We start from the raw sequence: 17217 nt of genomic DNA on the forward strand, positions 1-17217 counted from the left end.
TTGCTGAAACCGCAGGCGCTTTGGCGATGACCACGCCCGCCGCGACGACGACTGATGCGATACGCTGGATGTGAGGATCCGACCATGACTGCCGACTGGCTGAAATCCCGAAAGCTTCTGCCGCTCTGGGTGGCGCTGGCGCTGGTCGCAGAGCCGCAGTTGTCCGGCAACGGGCTGCCCGATTTCGGCCCGGCGCCTTCCTACGCCGATGATGACGATGGAGACGATGGCGACGACGGGGACGATGGCGGCGGCGGCAGTTCGGGTCGGCCGGGCAAATCCGGCGACAGCGCCGGCGCCCCGGCCGCCAGAACGCCCCTTCCCAATCTTTTCCGCAAGCTGACCGACCGCCTGATGCCGCGCAACGAACGGCGGCAGACGCGTCCCCGGCGCAGCGAGCCCCTGCCCGACCGCGCGCCCGACGAGATCGTCGCCACCGGACTGACCGCCGCCCAGCTCGCGGCGCTCGAAACGGGCGGCTTTTCGGTGATCGAGCGGGCCGATATCGTCGGCTTCGGCGGCGAGGTTCTGCGCCTGCGCATTCCCGAGGGGACCGAGCTCGAGGCGGCGCGCGACGTCGTCGCGGCCGCCGCGCCGCAGTCGACCGCAGACTTCTCGCACTACTACCGGTCCGAGCAGGGCTCGGAATGCGCCGGGCCGGGCTGCGCATCCACCAGCCTGATCGGCTGGCCGGGCATGTCCGACCTTCCGGCCGGCTGCAGCGGTTCGGCCACCATCGGCCTCGTCGATACCGCGATCAACCCAGACCACGCGGCCTTCGCCGGCGGTCAGATCGAGGTCGTCAGGCTGTCGGACGCCACCCTGCCGGCGTCAGGAAAGCAGCATGGCACCGCGGTCGCCGCCCTTCTCGCGGGCGCCGCCGACAGCCGCGCACCCGGGCTCCTGCCGGGGGCGAAGATCGTCGCCGTCGACGCGTTCCACCGGGGCGGCCGGCGCGACGACCGCACCGGCGTCGTCGAACTCATCCGCGCGCTCGACCTGCTCGACCGCCGCGGCATCAAGGTCGCGAACATGAGCCTCGCGGGGCCGCCCAACGTGGTCTTCGAACGCCTGCTCGGGTCGCTGGCGGCGGACGGCATGGTGATCGTGGCGGCCGCCGGGAATGGCGGACCGAAGGCCCCCCCGGCCTATCCCGCCGCCTATGACGGCGTTATCGCGGTGACGGCGGTCGACCGCAACCGGCGCGTCTACCGCCGGGCGGCCCGCGGCGAACACATCGACCTGGCCGCCCCCGGCGTCGACGTGTGGACGGCGGCCTCCGTTTCCGGCGCCCGCACGAAGACCGGCACGTCTTTCGCCGCGCCCTTCGTCACGGCCGCCGCGGCCCTCTTGAAATCGGCCAATCCGGACGCCACCTCATCCGACATCGTCGCGGCGCTCGGCCAGTCGGCCGAGGATCTCGGCGAGCCCGGGAAGGACGCGACTTTCGGCTGGGGGCTGATCAATGTCAGCGCCGCCTGCGCCGCCGCCGAAAAGGCCTGACGGGCCGGCGATTTCCCGGCCGGGAATTCTTGACAGCCCAATCGCGAGCGCCTATCTCAGCGGCGCGTTAGCACTCACTCCAAGTGAGTGCTAACGTAGTCCGGCAGCCATGCCGGACGGAGGAATTTCAAACATCCGCACGAGGATAGAACCAATGGCTAAGTCCAAATTCCGGCCGCTGCATGACCGCGTGGTCGTCCGCCGCGTCGATTCCGAGGAAAAGACCAAGGGCGGGATCATCATCCCCGACACCGCCAAGGAAAAGCCGCAGGAAGGCGAAATCGTCGCCGTCGGCTCGGGTGCCCGCGATGAGGCCGGCAAGCTCGTCCCGCTGGACGTCAAGAAGGGCGACCGCGTCCTGTTCGGCAAGTGGTCGGGCACCGAAGTCAAGCTCGATGGCGAAGACCTTCTGATCATGAAGGAATCCGACATCATGGGCATCATCGGCTGATCGCACCTACCCTTATCACCTGAATTCAAGGGCTTAAGCCCAGGAGCTCACAATGGCTGCTAAAGACGTAAAATTCTCCCGCGACGCCCGCGAGCGCATGCTGCGCGGCGTCAACATCCTTGCCGACGCGGTTAAGGTCACGCTTGGCCCGAAGGGTCGCAACGTCGTCATCGACAAGTCGTTCGGCGCGCCGCGCATCACCAAGGACGGCGTCACCGTCGCCAAGGAGATCGAACTCGAGGACAAGTTCGAGAACATGGGCGCGCAGATGGTCCGCGAGGTCGCCTCGAAGACCAACGACATCGCCGGCGACGGCACCACGACCGCGACCGTTCTCGCTCAGGCGATCGTGCAGGAAGGCAACAAGGCCGTTGCCGCCGGCATGAACCCGATGGACCTGAAGCGCGGCATCGACCTCGCCGTCAACGAAGTCGTCGCCCTGCTCGGCAAGGCCGCCAAGAAGATCAAGACCTCGGAAGAAGTCGCCCAGGTCGGCACCATCTCCGCCAACGGCGACGAGTCGGTCGGCAAGATGATCGCCGAGGCGATGCAGAAGGTCGGCAACGAGGGCGTCATCACGGTCGAGGAAGCCAAGACCGCCGAGACCGAACTCGAGGTCGTCGAGGGCATGCAGTTCGACCGCGGCTACCTGTCGCCGTACTTCATCACCAACCCCGACAAGATGATCGCTGAACTCGAGGACGCCTACATCCTGCTCCACGAGAAGAAGCTCTCCAACCTGCAGGCCATGCTGCCGGTCCTCGAGGCCGTCGTGCAGACCTCCAAGCCGCTCCTCATCATCTCCGAGGACGTCGAGGGCGAGGCTCTGGCCACGCTCGTCGTCAACAAGCTGCGTGGCGGCCTGAAGATCGCCGCCGTCAAGGCGCCGGGCTTCGGTGACCGTCGCAAGGCCATGCTCGAGGACATCGCGATCCTCACCGGCGGCCAGGTCATCTCCGAAGACCTCGGCATCAAGCTCGAGAACGTGGGCCTCAACATGCTCGGCCGCGCCAAGCGCGTCCGCATCGAGAAGGAAAACACCACGATCGTCGACGGCGCCGGCAAGAAGGCCGAGATCCAGGGCCGCGTCGCCCAGATCAAGCAGCAGATCGATGAGACCTCCTCCGACTACGACCGCGAGAAGCTGCAGGAGCGTCTCGCCAAGCTGGCTGGCGGCGTTGCCGTCATCCGCGTCGGCGGTGCGACCGAGATCGAGGTCAAGGAAAAGAAGGACCGCGTTGACGACGCGCTGAACGCCACCCGCGCTGCCGTCGAAGAGGGCATCGTGGCCGGCGGCGGCGTCGCCCTGCTGCGCGCCTCCTCGCAGATCAAGTCGGACGGCGTGAACTCCGACCAGACGGCCGGCATCGCGATCGTGCGCCGCGCCCTGCAAGCCCCGGCTCGCCAGATCGCCTCGAACGCCGGCGCGGAAGCGTCGATCGTCGCGGGCAAGATCCTGGAGAACAAGGGCGCGACCTACGGCTACAACGCCCAGACCGGCGAATACGGCGACATGATCTCCATGGGCATCGTCGACCCGGTCAAGGTTGTCCGCACCGCGCTGCAGGACGCCGCTTCGGTGGCCGGCCTGCTCGTCACGACCGAGGCGATGATCGCCGAGGCGCCGAAGAAGGAAGCTGCCGGCGGCATGCCCGCTGGCATGCCCGGCGGCGGCATGGGCGGCATGGGCGGCATGGATTTCTAATCCAGCCAACCCGGCTACAGACCTACGGAAAGGGCGCCGCAAGGCGCCCTTTTTGTTTGACCTTCTGAGCCGTGAAAAAAGTCGACCGCCGACGGAACTCAAAGCCGGCGACCGCGTTGAGAAACTGTCCAGGGCAGTTCGAGAACAGCCAGGGACAACAAAAAACGCCTCCCGCACCGTATAGGGTGCGGGAGGCGTTTGTTTTGCCGGACGCGCGAAAGGCCGCCGGTTGTCGCGCAAGCCCCTTTCCGGGAACTGGATTTCCATCCATGGCTCAAAAGCCGGAAGAACGCGATCTTGGCGCGGCCCGGCAAGGCGCCTAGCCTCTGGCCGTCAAACGGATTGGCGTCCATGCAGGACTTTCTTCTCTTCGCTGTCGTCGGGTTTCTGGCGCAGGCCGTGGATGGTGCGCTCGGCATGGCATATGGCGTCATTTCCGCCACGACGCTGCTCGCGTTCGGCGTGTCGCCGGCGCATGCCTCGGCCGCCGTGCACGCGGCCGAGCTCTTCACAACCGCGGCGTCCGGCACCGCCCATCTCTACCACCGCAACATAGACTGGAAGCTGTTCTGGCGGCTGGCGCCCTTCGGGGTGCTCGGCGGCTGCCTTGGCGCCTACGTGCTGACGGCGATCGACGCCGGCGCGATGAAGCCGTTCGTGACGGCCTACCTCGCGCTCGTCGGCGGGTGGCTGATCCTGCGCTCGTTCCGCAAGCTGCCCAGCAATCCGGTGCCCGCCCACATCGTCGCCCCGCTTGGCGCGACCGGCGGTTTCCTCGACGCCGCCGGCGGCGGCGGATGGGGTCCGATCGTCACAACCGGGCTGCTCGGCGCGGGCGCGCCGCCGCGCTACGTCATCGGCACCGTCAACGCCACCGAATTCCTGATCACGCTGTCTGTCTCGCTGACATTCCTGCTGGCGCTTGTCACCGGGCATTGGGAGGATGCCGGCGCAATCAGCGACAACCTGCCCGCAGTGCTCGGCCTGATCTGCGGCGGGCTGGTCGCCGCTCCGCTCGCCGGCCTGATGGTGAAGTCGATCCGCGACACGGTCCTTCTCAGGCTGGTCGGCACGCTGATCGTGCTCCTCGCCGGCTGGCAGACCGCCCAGGCGTTCGACTGGATCTGAGGAGTTCCGGCGCGCTTGCGGGCGGCGACCCACCACGAACGGTTTTTGAACCGATTTGGTCGCGGCGACCGCGCTTCCGCCACTTGAAGCCGCCGGACCAACGGGCTAGGCCCTTGCCGACATCAGCAAGGAGACGGCCCGTGGCCAATGCGACGCACAGAACCGAGACCGACACCTTTGGGCCGATCGAGGTTCCCGCCGACCGCTACTGGGGCGCGCAGGCGCAGCGCTCGCTCGGCAACTTCAAGATCGGCTGGGAGAAGCAGCCCGCGTCGATCGTGCGCGCGCTCGGCGTGGTCAAGCGCGCTGCGGCGGAAGTCAACATGGACCTCGGACGGCTCGAGCCGGCGGTCGGCGACGCCGTCGTCAAGGCTGCGCAGGAGGTCATCGAGGGCAAGCTCGACGCCCACTTCCCGCTCGTCGTCTGGCAGACCGGTTCCGGCACCCAGTCCAACATGAACGCCAACGAGGTGATCTCCAACCGGGCGATCGAGATGCTCGGCGGCGAGATGGGCTCCAAGAAGCCGGTCCACCCCAACGACCACGTCAACATGAGCCAGTCGTCGAACGACACCTATCCGACGGCCATGCACATCGCCTGCGCGGAGGAAATACACCACCGCCTGCTGCCGGCGCTGCGGAAGCTGCGCAACGCGCTGAACGACAAGTCGAAGGCCTGGGCGCAGATCATCAAGATCGGCCGCACCCACACGCAGGACGCCACCCCCCTGACCCTCGGCCAGGAATTTTCCGGCTACACCCAGCAGGTGGAAAACGGCATCGCCCGCATCGAGATGACGCTGCCGGCGCTGATGCAGCTCGCGCAGGGCGGCACCGCCGTCGGCACCGGCCTCAACGCGCCGGTCGGCTTCGCGGAGAAGGTCGCCGAGCGGATCGCGGCGATCACCCACCTGCCATTCACCTCGGCGCCCAACAAGTTCGAGGCGCTCGCCGCGCACGACGCCATGGTCTTTTCGCACGGCGCGATCAACACGGTCGCCGCGTCGCTCTTCAAGATCGCCAACGACATCCGCCTGCTCGGCTCCGGCCCGCGCTCGGGCCTCGGCGAACTGGCGCTGCCCGAAAACGAGCCGGGATCCTCGATCATGCCGGGCAAGGTCAACCCGACCCAGTGCGAGGCGCTGACCCAGGTCTGCATCCAGGTGTTCGGCAACAACGCGTCGATCTCGTTCGCCGGCAGCCAGGGCCATTTCGAGCTCAACGTCTACAACCCGCTGATGGCCTACAACTTCCTTCAGTCGGTGCAGCTGCTGGCCGACGCCGCGGTCTCGTTCACGGACAATTGCGTTGTCGGAATCGAGGCGCGCGAAGACAACATCAAGGCGGCCCTGGAGCGCTCGCTGATGCTCGTCACCGCGCTCGCTCCGACGATCGGCTACGACAACGCCGCCAAGATCGCCAAGACGGCGCACAAGAACGGCACCACGCTGCGCGAGGAAGCGCTGAAGACGGGACTGGTAAGCGCGGACGACTACGACCGCATCGTGCGTCCGGAGGACATGACGCATCCGGGGTAACGGGTCGGATCGTTCTCAATCAGTGAACGAAGTGTCGAAGCGTACGCATCTTTCGTGAACGACTGGGTCCACGTACATCTGCGTCACGATTTGCACTCACATGGAGAACTGAGATGTCCACTTCAGTAACCGCCGGCCATGCCGGCACCTCGGGCGCCGCTTCACTCGCGATCCTTGTCGGACGCGTGCTCCTGTCCGTCATGTTCATCCTGGCCGGCTATTCCAAGCTGACCGCCATCGCCGGCACCGCCGGCTGGTTCGAGAGCCTCGGCATCCCGCTTCCGGCGGTCGCTGTCGTCGTGAGCGGCCTTGTCGAACTCGTCGGCGGCCTCGCCATCCTGGTCGGCTTCCAGACGCGGCTCGCGGCACTCGTGCTGGCGGCGTTCACCGTGGCGGCGACGCTGATCGCCCACACTGATCTCGCCGACCAGATGCAGCAGTTGCTCTTCATGAAGAACTTCGCCGTGACCGGCGGCTTCCTGGTCCTCGCGGCCGCTGGCGCCGGCGCGCTCTCGGTCGACGCCCGCCGCGGCTGATCGAAAGGAAGAAAGCCAAAAAAAGCCCGGATCGCTCCGGGCTTTTTTCGTTGTGAAGGATATCCGCCGACACCCGATGCGTCAGGCCACGACAAGTTCCAGCGTACGCCCCGAGATCTTCGAGAGCTGGGCGAGCCGGCCGACCGGCCTTTCGCCATAGAGGTCGGCAAGGTCCGAAGGGATGACCAGGGCCAGCGCCCCGCCGTCGCGCTTCTCCCACCGCAGCCTCGGCATCACGCCGGGCATCGACGCCGTCAGCAGGTAGACGACCCGCATCATGGCCGCCAGCAACCGCGCGCGGTCGACGTAGCGCGGTGTCGCCAGCGCCTTCAGTTCCGGCGCGATGGTGTCGCTGAACACGCCGTCGTTGCGGAAGGCGTTGACCAACGCCAGGAACAGCCGGCCAGGATGGTCGACCCCGATGAACGACGCGTGGGCGATGATGTTCAGCGACTGGGTGCCCCGATATTCGGGGTGCGCGCGCCAGCCGATGTCGGCGAGCAGGCAGGCCGATTGCCGGTAGCGGACCTCGTCGTCGCTCTCGGCGATGCCGAATGCCGCCAGCGCCTCGCCCGTCCATGCAACCAGCTCGCGCGCATGCGTTACCGAGCGGGCGCGCAGCAGGGCGAGTTCCTCCGACGCCGAGATCAGCGGGTCGATGCGCTGCTCGTCCTCGCTCAGCAGCGAGTACAGGAACCCCTCGCGCACGCCGAGCGCCGAGACTGAAATGTTGGACGGCTGCATCGCCGCGATGATCTCCAGCATCACGATCGCGCCGTAGGGCAGCAGCGCGCGTCGCGCCTTGGACACGCCCTCGATGCCCTTGATCTTGTCGATTTCCCCGCGCGCGACCTTCTGCAGGAAGGGAACCGAACTGGCGATGTTCATCTCGTAGTGGTGCATCACCGCGAGCGGATAGCCGGTGGTGTTCATGTGCAGCCGCGCGAGGTTTCGCCAGGTGCCGCCGACCGCGTAGAAGTGCCGGTCCCTGCCGGCGTGGAGCAGCTCGGCGCGTGCGATCTGCTCGCGCACGATCTTCGTCGCCGAGGCGAAGGAGCTCTTCGCCATGTCCTGCAGGCGAAGGCCTCCGAGCGGCAGCGTGATGCCGTCGCCGATCGCTTCGCCCGTCACGTCGACCAGTTCGAGGCTGCCGCCGCCGAGGTCGCCGGCGATCCCGTCGGCCGCATGGAAGCCGGAGATCACGCCGAGCGCGGAGTAGTAGGCCTCCTCGCGGCCGGAGAGGATGCGGATCTCGGTGCCCAGAACCTGTTCGGCGCGGTGGATGAAGTCGTGGCCGTTCTCGGCTTCGCGCGCCGCGGCGGTGGCGATCACATGCAGTTCTTCGGCGCCGGCCTGTTCCGACAGCGCGCGGAAACGCCGGAACTCCTGCATCGCGCGCGTGACGGCGTCGGGATCGAGCCTGCCGGTCGAGACAAGGCCGCGACCGAGGCCGGCCAGCATCTTCTCGTTGAACAGCACGGTCGGCGAACGCGCAATGCCCTCATAGACGACCAGTCGGATCGAGTTCGATCCGATGTCCACGATGGAAAGCGGCCTGCGGTCCTGCAACCGCCCCTGTGAAAGGGCTATCATCCGGCCTTGGACGAATTCGACTTCGCACGACGCTTGAACTGGGCGATCCGCTTCGGCGCGTGGGACTTCAGCGCGTCGCCCCTTCCGGACAGGCTCGGGTTGGTCATGAAGTATTCCTGCGCGTTGAACGGCTCCTCGCCCTCGTCGAGCGTGATGCGCCGCGAGGTGCCGTCGGGCAATACTTCAAAACTTTGCTGGTTGTCCATTATGTTTCCGAGCATGATCTGGCCCAGGATTTGCTCGTGCACGGTCGTGTTCGTGATCGGCACCAGGGTCTCGACGCGGCGGTCGAGGTTGCGCGGCATCATGTCCGCCGAGCCGATGTAGACGATCGCCTCGTCCGACGGCAGGCCGTGCCCGTTGCCGAAGCAGAAGATGCGGCTGTGCTCGAGGAAGCGCCCGACGATCGACTTGACGCGGATGTTCTCGGAAAGGCCCGGCACCTGCGGACGCAGGCAGCAGATGCCGCGCACGACGAGGTCGATCTCGACGCCGGCCCGGCTGGCGTCGTAGAGCGCGTCGATGACGATCGGGTCCACCAGCGAGTTCATCTTCATCCAGATGCGCCCGGTCCGGCCCGCCCTGGCGTGCTCGATCTCGCCGGCGATGTGGTCGAGGATGCGGCTGCGCAGCGTGTAGGGCGACAGCGCGATCTTCATGTTGGCGGTCGGCTCGGCATAGCCGGTGATGAAGTTGAAGATCTGCGCGACGTCGCGCGCCAGCCCCGGATCGGTCGTGAAGAATGACAGGTCGGTGTAGATGCGGGCGGTGATCGGGTGGTAGTTGCCGGTCCCGAGGTGCACGTAGTTGCGCAGCTTGCCGTCCTCGCGGCGCACCACCAGCGACATCTTCGCGTGCGTCTTGAGCTCGAGGAATCCGAACACGACCTGGACGCCGGCGCGCTCGAGGTCGCGCGCCCAGCGGATGTTCGCCTCCTCGTCGAAGCGCGCCTTGAGTTCGACCAGCGCCGTCACCGACTTGCCCGCCTCCGCCGCGTCCACCAGCGCGCGCACCACCGGGCTGTCGTTCGAAGTGCGGTAGAGCGTCTGCTTGATGGCGACGACTTCGGGGTCGGCCGCCGCCTGCCGCAGGAACTGCACGACGACGTCGAAGGATTCGTAGGGGTGGTGGACGACGATGTCCTTTTCGCGGATGGCCGCGAAACAGTCGCCGCCATGCTCGCGGATGCGCTCCGGGAAGCGCGGATTGTATGGCGTGAACTTCAGGTCGTCGCGCGGAACCGCCACGACCTCGGAGATCTGGCTGACGGCGAGCGGTCCGGTGAGGACGCTGACGCGGTTGCCGGCCACGCCGAGTTCGCCGGCAACGAAGTCACGCAGTTCCTCGGGCGTCTGGCTGTCGAACTCGATGCGGATCACCGAGCCGCGCCGCCGGCGCTTCAGCGCCGTCTCGAACAGGCGCACGAGATCCTCGGACTCCTCCTCCACCTCGATATCGCTGTCGCGGATGATGCGGAACGTGCCCGAACCCTTGACCTCGTAGCCCGGAAACAGCTTGCCGATGAACAGGCCCACGGTCTCCTCGATCGGGATGAACCTGATCTGCGACTTGCGGTCGGGCAGCCTGATGAAGCGCCTAAGCGCCGTCGGCAGGCGCAGCAGCGCGGTCATGCCTTCTCCGTCCTTGAGATGGCGCAGTTGCAGCGCGATCGAGAAGCCGAGATTGGGGATGAACGGGAACGGATGCGCCGGATCGATTGAGAGCGGCGTCAGCACCGGGAAAATCTGCTCGAGGAAATGCTCCTCCAGCCACGACAGCTCGTCTTTCGCGAGCTGGTCGGCCGAGATGCTTTCGATGCCTTCCTTGCGCAACAGCCCGAAGAGGTCGGACAGGCTCTTCTGCTGGTCCTCCTGCAGGCGACCGACTTCGACCAGGAGCTGTTCGAGCTGCTGCTCGGGCGTGCGGCCGTCGGGGCTGCGCGCCACGATGCCCTCGCGCACCTGGCCGGCAAGGCCTGCCACCCGGACCATGAAGAACTCGTCGAGATTGGCGGCGGAGATGGAGAGGAAGCGGACGCGCTCAAGCAACGGGTGCGAGGCGTTCTGCGACTCCTCGAGGACACGACGGTTGAACTGAAGCCAGGAGAATTCGCGGTTGACGAAGCGGTCGGGGTTGCCGGGGATGTCGTCGGCGGTGGCAACGGCCGTGAACTCCGTCTGGGCCGGCTTCAATTCACTCATATGGTCCTCGACCCCTTTTTCCTGCTTCGGCAGCCGGTATCCGGCGCAATCTACCCTCTGACAGGCTTTTGCGACAGTTTGATTTCACGCGGCTTGCAAAGCATAAGGTTATGCGACAAACGCTAACGGCCAGTACGGCAGGCAGATGCTGAGGAGCACGACATGGCGGGTGGATCCATTCCCCACTTCCAGAATGACGCCGGAGACGCGGCGATCGACATCGGCGTGAAGGAGTTCATGTGCGTCGGCGCGAACCCGCCGTTCGACCATCCGCACGTCTTCCTCGACATGGGCGCCGACGACGAGAAGGTATGCCCGTACTGCTCGACGCTCTACCGGTACGATCCGTCGCTCAAGGCCGACGAGACTCGACCGGCCGGGCGCCTCTACCTCGACCGGGCCGCCTGAGGCTCCGCATCGGCTTGAAAACGTGCTAGGGTGGCGAGACGCCTCGCCTGCCTCGACGGCAGGCAAAACGCAACAAGACCCGACATTCTTTCGCCGCATAGGACGGGCATGGAATGCAAACGGGCGAAAGATGGTGAGGACGGGACTATCCAGATGTTTTCGATGAGGAAATGCCTGACATCGGCGACCGTGGCGCTGATGATTGCGGCATCGCCGGGCGGCGTGGCGCTGATGTCGACACCGGCGGCGGCGAGCGAAATCAAGGTCATCGTCAACCAGATTCCGATCACATCCTACGACATCCAGCGGCGGGTGGCCTTCCTGAAGGTCCAGCGGCGCGGCGGCAACCTCAACGAGGAGGCCGAGAAGCAGATGATCGACCAGGCGCTGCGTCTTTCGGAGGCGCGCCGGCTCGGCATCACGGTCACCGACGACCAGGTGGACGCCGCCTACAACAACTTCGCCAAGTCCAACAAGATGACCGTCAAGCAGCTCGACGGCATCATGAACCAGAGCGGCGTGACGAAGCCGCATTTCAAGGAGTTCATCCGCTCGCAGATGAGCTGGAGCCAGGCGCTCAGCCGGCGTGGCCGCGGCAAGGCGATGAGCGAGCAGGACGTTGTTCGCCGCATGCTGCAGCAGGGCGGGGCGAAACCGTCGGCGACCGAATACATGCTCCAGCAGGTGATCTTCGTCGTTCCCCAGAACGAACGCGGCAAGATCGCCCAGCGCAAGCGCGAGGCCGAGGCCATGCGGGCGCGCTTCAGCGGCTGCAACACGACCCGCCAGTTCGCCAAGGGCCTGATCGATGTGACGGTGCGCGACCTCGGCCGCAAGCTTGCGCCGGAACTGCCCTCCGACTGGGCCGATCAGATCAAGAACACCAAGGTCGGCGGCACGACCGCCGTGCGCGAGACGCCGGCCGGCGTCGAGTTCATCGGCATCTGCTCGAGCCGCGAGGTCTCGGACGATCGTGTCGCCAAGCTGACCTTCCAGGCCGAGGGCGGCGCGGAAGGCGACAAGAGCACCGAAGAGCTCAGCAAGAAATACACCGAAGAGCTTCGCGAGAAGGCCAAGATCGTCAAGCGCTGACGCTTGCCTTGAACGAGCGGGGGGCCGCGTGACGAGCATCGACGGCCTGCCGCCGCTCCGCGAGGTGATCGAGCGCCATGGCCTGCAGGCCAGGAAATCGCTCGGGCAGAATTTCCTCCTCGACCTCAACCTCACCGGCAAGATCGCGCGCGCCGCGGGCGAGCTGTCGGGCTCCACGGTCATCGAAGTCGGCCCGGGTCCGGGCGGGCTGACGCGGGCCCTGCTGATGCATGGCGCCGGGCGCGTGGTGGCCATCGAGCGCGACGAGCGCTGCCTCGCCGCCCTGGCCGAGGTCGCCGCCCACTATCCGGGCCGGCTGGAGGTCGTGTCGGGCGATGCCCTCAAGGCCGATTTCGCCGCGCTCGCCGACGGCGCCCCGTCGCGGATCGTCGCCAACCTTCCCTACAACATCGGCACGGAACTCCTGGTGCGCTGGCTGACGCTGCCGCAGTGGCCGCCCTTCTACCAGTCGATGACGCTGATGTTCCAGCGCGAGGTCGCGCAGCGTATCGTCGCCAAACCGGCATCGGACGCCTATGGCCGCCTCGGCGTGCTGGCGGGATGGCGCACCGAGGCTCGGATCGCCTTCGACGTGCCGCCGCAGGCCTTCACCCCGCCGCCGAAGGTGACGTCCTCCGTGGTGCATCTGGTTCCTAGGGAAACGCCGCTTCCCGCCGACGTGAAGGCGCTTGGCCGGGTCACGGAGGCGGCTTTCGGACAACGCCGCAAGATGCTGCGGCAGAGCCTGAAAAGCCTTGGCGGGGACCGGTTGCTCGAGGCCGCCGGCATCGACGGCACGCGGCGCGCGGAAACGCTCGACGTCGAAGAGTTCGTCCGGCTGGCAAACGCGCTCTGAGCCGGAGCGCGACAGGCTACACCTTCTCGTCGAGCAGTCCCGAGACGAAGTCGAACAGGCCCGGCCGGCGATCGCGGCGCAGGCGCTCTGCGGTGACGATCGAGCGGACTTCCGGGAACGACTGGTTGAGGTCGTTGTTGACGACGACGAAATCGTATTCGCCCCAGTGTTCGAGTTCGTCGCGGGCGTTCTCGAGGCGCTTGGCGATGACCGCCTCCTGGTCTTCGGCGCGGCGCGTCAGGCGGGCCTTCAGTTCCCGCATCGAGGGCGGCAGGATGAAGATCGAGACTATGTCGCCGCGCATCTTTTCGCGCAGTTGCTCGGCGCCCTGCCAATCGATGTCGAACAGCATGTCGCGGCCCTCGGCCATCGCCTTCTCGGCGGGCGCGCGCGGCGTCGCGTAGAAATTGCCATGCACCTCCGCCCATTCGAGCAGTTCGTCATTGTCGCGCAGGATCTCGAACTCGCGCATGGTGCGGAAATGATAGTGTACGCCGTCGATCTCGCTGCCGCGGCGCGGCCGCGTGGTGACGCTGACGGACAGTTCAAATCCCTTGTCGCTCTCCAGCAGCAGGCGCGCGATGGTCGACTTGCCGGCGCCCGACGGCGACGACAGGACCAGCATCAGGCCACGTCTGCGGATGCGGGAGCCGACGTCAATGGCGGTCATCTGCTACTCCAGGTTCTGGATCTGCTCGCGGAACTGGTCGACCACGGCCTTCAGTTCCAGCCCGATCGTGGTCACGGCGGCCGCGTTCGACTTCGAGCAGAGCGTATTCGATTCGCGGTTGAATTCCTGCGCCAGGAAGTCGAGCTTGCGGCCGACCACGCCGCCCGAGCCGAGCAGCGAACGCGCGGAGGCGACATGCGTCTTCAGCCGGTCGATCTCCTCGCGGATATCCGCCTTGGTGGCGAGGAAGGCTGCTTCCGCATGCAGCCGGCTCTCGTCGAGCCCGACGGCCGCGTCCATGAGCATGCGAACCTGCTCGGCAAGCCGCTGGCGGATCACCGCCGGCTCGCGCGAAGGATCCGCCTCGGCGCGCTGCGTCAGCGCTTCGATCGTATCGACATGGCCAAGCAGTAGCAGGCGGAGCGCATCGCCCTCGTGCCTGCGCGCCGCCTCGAGGTCCGCAAGCGCAGCATCGAGCGCGCCCATGAGCGCCGCGTCGAGCGCCGCCTTCGCCTCCTCGCTCTCGAACTGCTCGGGCACGTCGAGCACGCCGCGCAGCGCCAGCAGGCCGTCAGCGCTTGCCGGAGCGACGCCGAAACCCTCCTGCAGGCGCTGCGCCAGCCCTGCGATGTCCTTGAGGAACGCTTCGTTGACCACCGGCTGGGGTTGCAGCCCGCCAGCCCGCCCGACCGTCAGGGTCGCCTGGAAGCTGCCGCGCGAGAAACGGCGCTGGACCGCCTGCCGGGCCGTCGGCTCAAGCCGCTCGAAGCCGGACGGCAGACGAAGCCGCAGCTCGACGCTCTTGCCATTGACCGACTTGACCTCCCAGGCGATCGCCGCGCCCTGGTGATCCGCAACGGAACGCGCAAATCCGGTCATGCTCTGCAAGGTCATGATGACTGTCCCCCTGCCCCGATGACGCTGCCCGCGGCGACCGCACGCGGCCGCCATGCGAGGACCTTACTGCGCTGTGGCTCCGGGCGCCGTGCCCGTCCCGTCGTCGGCGTTGGCCGCCTTTTCCGCCTCGGCGGCTTCCTGCGCCCGTTTCCGCTGCACGGCGCGCCAGCGCGCGACGTTCTCGTTGTGCTCGTCGAGTGTCGTCGCGAACACATGGCCGCCGGTGCCGTCGGCGACGAAGTAGAGATCCTTCGTCTTCGAGGGATTGGCGACCGCCTCAAGCGACTCCCGGCCTGGGTTGGCGATCGGCCCGGGCGGGAGGCCCTTGATGACGTAGGTGTTGTAGGGCGTGGGCTTGTCGATGTCGGACTGGTAGATCGGACGGTCGGCCGGCCGGCCCTTGCCGCCGAACAGCCCGTACAGGATGGTCGGGTCGGACTGCAGCCGCATGCCCTTGTTCAGCCGGTTGATGAAGACCGCCGCCACGCGCGAGCGTTCGTCGGCGATGCCGGTCTCTTTCTCGACGATCGAGGCGAGCGTGACGAACTCGTTGATGTCGGCCAGCGGCAGGTCGGAGACGCGGCGTTTCCAGATGTTCTCCACCAGGCGCTTCTGGTCGGCGATCATCTTGTCGACGATCTGCTGGCGCGTGGTGCCGCGGGTGAAGCGCTGCGTGTCGGCGATCAGGGAGCCCTCGGGCGGCATGTCCGTCGGCATGTCGCCGGTCAGCGCCTCATGCTCGGCGATGCGCTGGAACGCCTGCTCGACCGTCAGTCCCTCGGGAATGGTCAGCGAGGCGAGCACCGACTTTCCGCTCTCCATGAGATCCATGATGTCGCGCATGGAGGCCTGCGCCTTGATCTCGTATTCGCCGGCCTTCAGCGCTGCATCCTTGTCGTAGGCGCGCACGCCGACGCGGAAGATGCGCGAATCGCTGATCAGCCCACGGCGCTCCAGCTGCTCGGCGATCTCGGCGAGGCTGGTGTTGGGGCGAACCAGGAAATTGGTGGTCGTCGTCGAGGGACCGGGGCCGTCGAAAGCCCGCTTGCCGAGGAAAAGCACAAGGCCGGCAACGATCACGGCAAGGATGACGGAGCTGACGACGAAGTTGAGGAACACGACGAACTGGCTGCGCGAGGCGCGCGAGCGGGCCGGCGGCGGCGTTCCGATTTCCGGGCGCAGAGCCTCGCTTGCGGTCTTCGGGACGATCGGCTGAAGCGGATGGGTCCGCCGGCCGAATTCGCCATTGCTTGGCGGATCAATGCTCATGTCGCCTCAATTCCGTGTATCGGGCCGACTCTCCCCCGACGCACAGGTGGAAGCCTAGGTACGAATATGGCCAAAATCGCGTCGTTGCGGCGCGCTCAGCCATTGTAACGGCGGATGACGAGCGAGGCGTTGGTCCCGCCGAATCCGAAGGAATTGGAAAGCGCGACATCGATCTGGCGGCGGCGCGGCTTGTTCGGCACGAGGTCGATCGCGGTTTCGCGCTCGGGATTGTCCAGGTTGATGGTCGGCGGCGCGATGTTGTCGCGGATGGCCAGCAGCGAGAAGATCGCCTCGGCGGCGCCGGCCGCGCCAAGCAGGTGCCCGATCGAAGACTTGGTCGACGACATGGAAATCTTGGATGCCGCGTTCCCCACCAGGCGCTCGACGGCGCCAAGCTCGATCGTGTCGGCCATCGTCGAGGTGCCGTGCGCGTTGATATAGTCGATGTCGGCTGGCGCCAGCTTGGCGCGCTTCAGGGCGTTCGTCATGCAGCGGAACGCACCGTCGCCGTCCTCGGAGGGAGCGGTGATGTGGTAGGCGTCGCCGGTCAGCCCGTAACCGACGATCTCGCCGTAGATCTTGGCGCCGCGCGCCTTGGCGTGCTCGAGTTCCTCGAGGATCACGGCGCCGGCGCCCTCGCCCAGCACGAAGCCGTCGCGATCGGCATCATAGGGACGCGACGCCTTTTCCGGCGTGTCGTTGCGGGAGGTCGACAGCGCACGGCAGGCGGCGAAGCCGGCCACGCCGAGCGGGGTGATCGGCGCTTCCGTGCCGCCGGCGACCATCACCTCGGCATCGCCGAAGGCAATCAGGCGCGCCGCATCGCCGATGGCGTGGGCGCCGGTCGAGCAGGCGGTCACGACCGCGTGGTTCGGGCCCTTCAGCCCGTGGCGGATCGACACATGGCCGGAAACGAGATTGATGATGTTGGCCGGAATGAAGAACGGGCTGACGCGGCGCGGCCCGCGCTCCTGCAGGAGGATAGCCGTCTCGGCAATGCCTTCGAGGCCGCCGATGCCGGAGCCCATCATCACGCCGGTGGCGCACCGATCGTCTTCGGTCTTCGGTTCCCAGCCGGAATCCTTCAGCGCCTCGTCGGCGGCCGCGATGCCGTACAGGATGAAGTCGCCGATCTTGCGCAATTCCTTCGGCTCGAGGACCGCCTCGGGGCTGAAGGTGCCGTTCGAACCGTCGCCGCGCGGCACCGAATGCGCGATCTTCGCCGCGTAATCCTCGACGTCGAACTTGGTGATCCGCGAGCAGGCGCTGCGGCCGGAAAGAAGCTCCTTCCAGCCGTGTTCCACGCCGACGCCGAATGGCGAGACGAGGCCCATGCCCGTGACGACGACACGCCGCATTGCCGGTGTCCT

General features: G+C 66.8%; 15 protein-coding genes. 9 read left to right on the top strand and 6 right to left on the bottom strand.

Annotated elements, in window-relative coordinates; all coding sequences use genetic code 11:
• Nucleotides 1-84: 84 nt before the first annotated feature.
• The 6 genes from ABUE31_RS13375 to ABUE31_RS13400 all read left to right on the top strand — a co-directional run bounded on the left by ABUE31_RS13375 (nt 85) and on the right by ABUE31_RS13400 (nt 6861).
• On the top strand, nt 85-1503 hold the full coding sequence (locus ABUE31_RS13375; protein ID WP_367724099.1) for a S8 family serine peptidase: 1419 nt from the start codon (nt 85-87) through the stop codon (nt 1501-1503).
• A 154-nt stretch (nt 1504-1657) separates the two neighbouring features.
• Complete coding sequence (gene groES / locus ABUE31_RS13380; protein WP_367724100.1) at nt 1658-1954, top strand: co-chaperone GroES; 297 nt, start codon at nt 1658-1660, stop codon at nt 1952-1954.
• A gap of 52 nt (nt 1955-2006) precedes the next feature.
• Nucleotides 2007-3659, top strand: a complete 1653-nt coding sequence (gene groL, locus ABUE31_RS13385; RefSeq protein WP_367724101.1) for a chaperonin GroEL — start codon at nt 2007-2009, stop codon at nt 3657-3659.
• Between the two features lie 351 nt (nt 3660-4010).
• Nucleotides 4011-4787: a sulfite exporter TauE/SafE family protein gene (locus tag ABUE31_RS13390; RefSeq protein WP_367724102.1), complete on the top strand. Its 777-nt coding sequence runs from the start codon at nt 4011-4013 to the stop codon at nt 4785-4787.
• A gap of 140 nt (nt 4788-4927) precedes the next feature.
• Nucleotides 4928-6325 (top strand): class II fumarate hydratase, encoded by a 1398-nt coding sequence (gene fumC, locus ABUE31_RS13395; protein WP_367724103.1) that lies wholly within the window; start codon nt 4928-4930, stop codon nt 6323-6325.
• A 113-nt stretch (nt 6326-6438) separates the two neighbouring features.
• Complete coding sequence (locus ABUE31_RS13400) at nt 6439-6861, top strand: DoxX family protein (protein ID WP_367724104.1); 423 nt, start codon at nt 6439-6441, stop codon at nt 6859-6861.
• Nucleotides 6862-6942: 81 nt separating this feature from the next.
• Here the strand turns inward: ABUE31_RS13400 and ppx are convergent, their stop codons facing one another.
• Both ppx and ABUE31_RS13410 read right to left on the bottom strand, forming a co-directional pair.
• Entirely contained in the window at nt 6943-8454 is a 1512-nt protein-coding gene (gene ppx / locus ABUE31_RS13405; protein WP_367724105.1) for an exopolyphosphatase, read from the bottom strand.
• Entirely contained in the window at nt 8451-10655 is a 2205-nt protein-coding gene (locus ABUE31_RS13410; protein ID WP_367724106.1) for an RNA degradosome polyphosphate kinase, read from the bottom strand. Before ABUE31_RS13410 ends, ppx begins: the two co-directional genes overlap by 4 nt.
• 162 nt (nt 10656-10817) lie before the next feature.
• Between ABUE31_RS13410 and ABUE31_RS13415 the strand changes: the two genes are divergently transcribed.
• The 3 genes from ABUE31_RS13415 (at nt 10818) to rsmA (ending at nt 13011) form a co-directional block, all read left to right on the top strand.
• Entirely contained in the window at nt 10818-11063 is a 246-nt protein-coding gene (locus ABUE31_RS13415; protein WP_367724107.1) for a zinc-finger domain-containing protein, read from the top strand.
• A gap of 153 nt (nt 11064-11216) precedes the next feature.
• Nucleotides 11217-12155 carry a SurA N-terminal domain-containing protein gene (locus tag ABUE31_RS13420; protein ID WP_367724108.1) on the top strand — a complete coding sequence of 313 codons (939 nt, stop codon included), beginning with the start codon at nt 11217-11219 and terminating at the stop codon, nt 12153-12155.
• A gap of 28 nt (nt 12156-12183) precedes the next feature.
• Nucleotides 12184-13011: a 16S rRNA (adenine(1518)-N(6)/adenine(1519)-N(6))-dimethyltransferase RsmA gene (rsmA, locus tag ABUE31_RS13425; RefSeq protein WP_367724109.1), complete on the top strand. Its 828-nt coding sequence runs from the start codon at nt 12184-12186 to the stop codon at nt 13009-13011.
• A gap of 16 nt (nt 13012-13027) precedes the next feature.
• On the opposite strand, the gene gmk is transcribed toward rsmA, so the two are convergent.
• From gmk to fabF, 4 genes are all read right to left on the bottom strand, one after another.
• A complete protein-coding gene (gene gmk, locus ABUE31_RS13430) occupies nt 13028-13681 on the bottom strand; it encodes a guanylate kinase (protein WP_367724110.1) in 654 nt (217 codons plus the stop codon).
• A gap of 3 nt (nt 13682-13684) precedes the next feature.
• Nucleotides 13685-14575 (bottom strand): YicC/YloC family endoribonuclease, encoded by an 891-nt coding sequence (locus ABUE31_RS13435; protein ID WP_367724111.1) that lies wholly within the window; start codon nt 14573-14575, stop codon nt 13685-13687.
• Between the two features lie 66 nt (nt 14576-14641).
• The gene (mltG, locus tag ABUE31_RS13440; RefSeq protein WP_367724112.1) at nt 14642-15847 is read right to left on the bottom strand and encodes an endolytic transglycosylase MltG; all 1206 of its coding nucleotides are present in this window, start codon (nt 15845-15847) and stop codon (nt 14642-14644) included.
• Between the two features lie 95 nt (nt 15848-15942).
• Nucleotides 15943-17205, bottom strand: coding sequence for a beta-ketoacyl-ACP synthase II (fabF, locus tag ABUE31_RS13445; protein WP_367724113.1), 1263 nt, complete (start codon nt 17203-17205; stop codon nt 15943-15945).
• Nucleotides 17206-17217 lie beyond the last annotated feature (12 nt).

The sequence above is a fragment of the Mesorhizobium marinum genome, from assembly GCF_040813675.1.
Taxonomy (GTDB): Bacteria; Pseudomonadota; Alphaproteobacteria; order Rhizobiales; family Rhizobiaceae; genus Mesorhizobium_K; species Mesorhizobium_K marinum.

Bases quoted from the DNA above. Each gene is read 5' to 3' on its own strand.
- ABUE31_RS13375 (WP_367724099.1), top strand. From the start codon at position 85: ATGACTGCCGACTGGCTGAAATCCCGAAAGCTTCTGCCGCTCTGGGTG.
- groES (WP_367724100.1), top strand. From the start codon at position 1,658: ATGGCTAAGTCCAAATTCCGGCCGCTGCATGACCGCGTGGTCGTCCGC.
- groL (WP_367724101.1), top strand. From the start codon at position 2,007: ATGGCTGCTAAAGACGTAAAATTCTCCCGCGACGCCCGCGAGCGCATG.
- ABUE31_RS13390 (WP_367724102.1), top strand. From the start codon at position 4,011: ATGCAGGACTTTCTTCTCTTCGCTGTCGTCGGGTTTCTGGCGCAGGCC.
- ABUE31_RS13400 (WP_367724104.1), top strand. From the start codon at position 6,439: ATGTCCACTTCAGTAACCGCCGGCCATGCCGGCACCTCGGGCGCCGCT.
- ppx (WP_367724105.1), bottom strand. From the start codon at position 8,454: ATGATAGCCCTTTCACAGGGGCGGTTGCAGGACCGCAGGCCGCTTTCC.
- ABUE31_RS13410 (WP_367724106.1), bottom strand. From the start codon at position 10,655: ATGAGTGAATTGAAGCCGGCCCAGACGGAGTTCACGGCCGTTGCCACC.
- ABUE31_RS13415 (WP_367724107.1), top strand. From the start codon at position 10,818: ATGGCGGGTGGATCCATTCCCCACTTCCAGAATGACGCCGGAGACGCG.
- ABUE31_RS13420 (WP_367724108.1), top strand. From the start codon at position 11,217: ATGTTTTCGATGAGGAAATGCCTGACATCGGCGACCGTGGCGCTGATG.
- gmk (WP_367724110.1), bottom strand. From the start codon at position 13,681: ATGACCGCCATTGACGTCGGCTCCCGCATCCGCAGACGTGGCCTGATG.
- ABUE31_RS13435 (WP_367724111.1), bottom strand. From the start codon at position 14,575: ATGACCTTGCAGAGCATGACCGGATTTGCGCGTTCCGTTGCGGATCAC.
- mltG (WP_367724112.1), bottom strand. From the start codon at position 15,847: ATGAGCATTGATCCGCCAAGCAATGGCGAATTCGGCCGGCGGACCCAT.
- fabF (WP_367724113.1), bottom strand. From the start codon at position 17,205: ATGCGGCGTGTCGTCGTCACGGGCATGGGCCTCGTCTCGCCATTCGGC.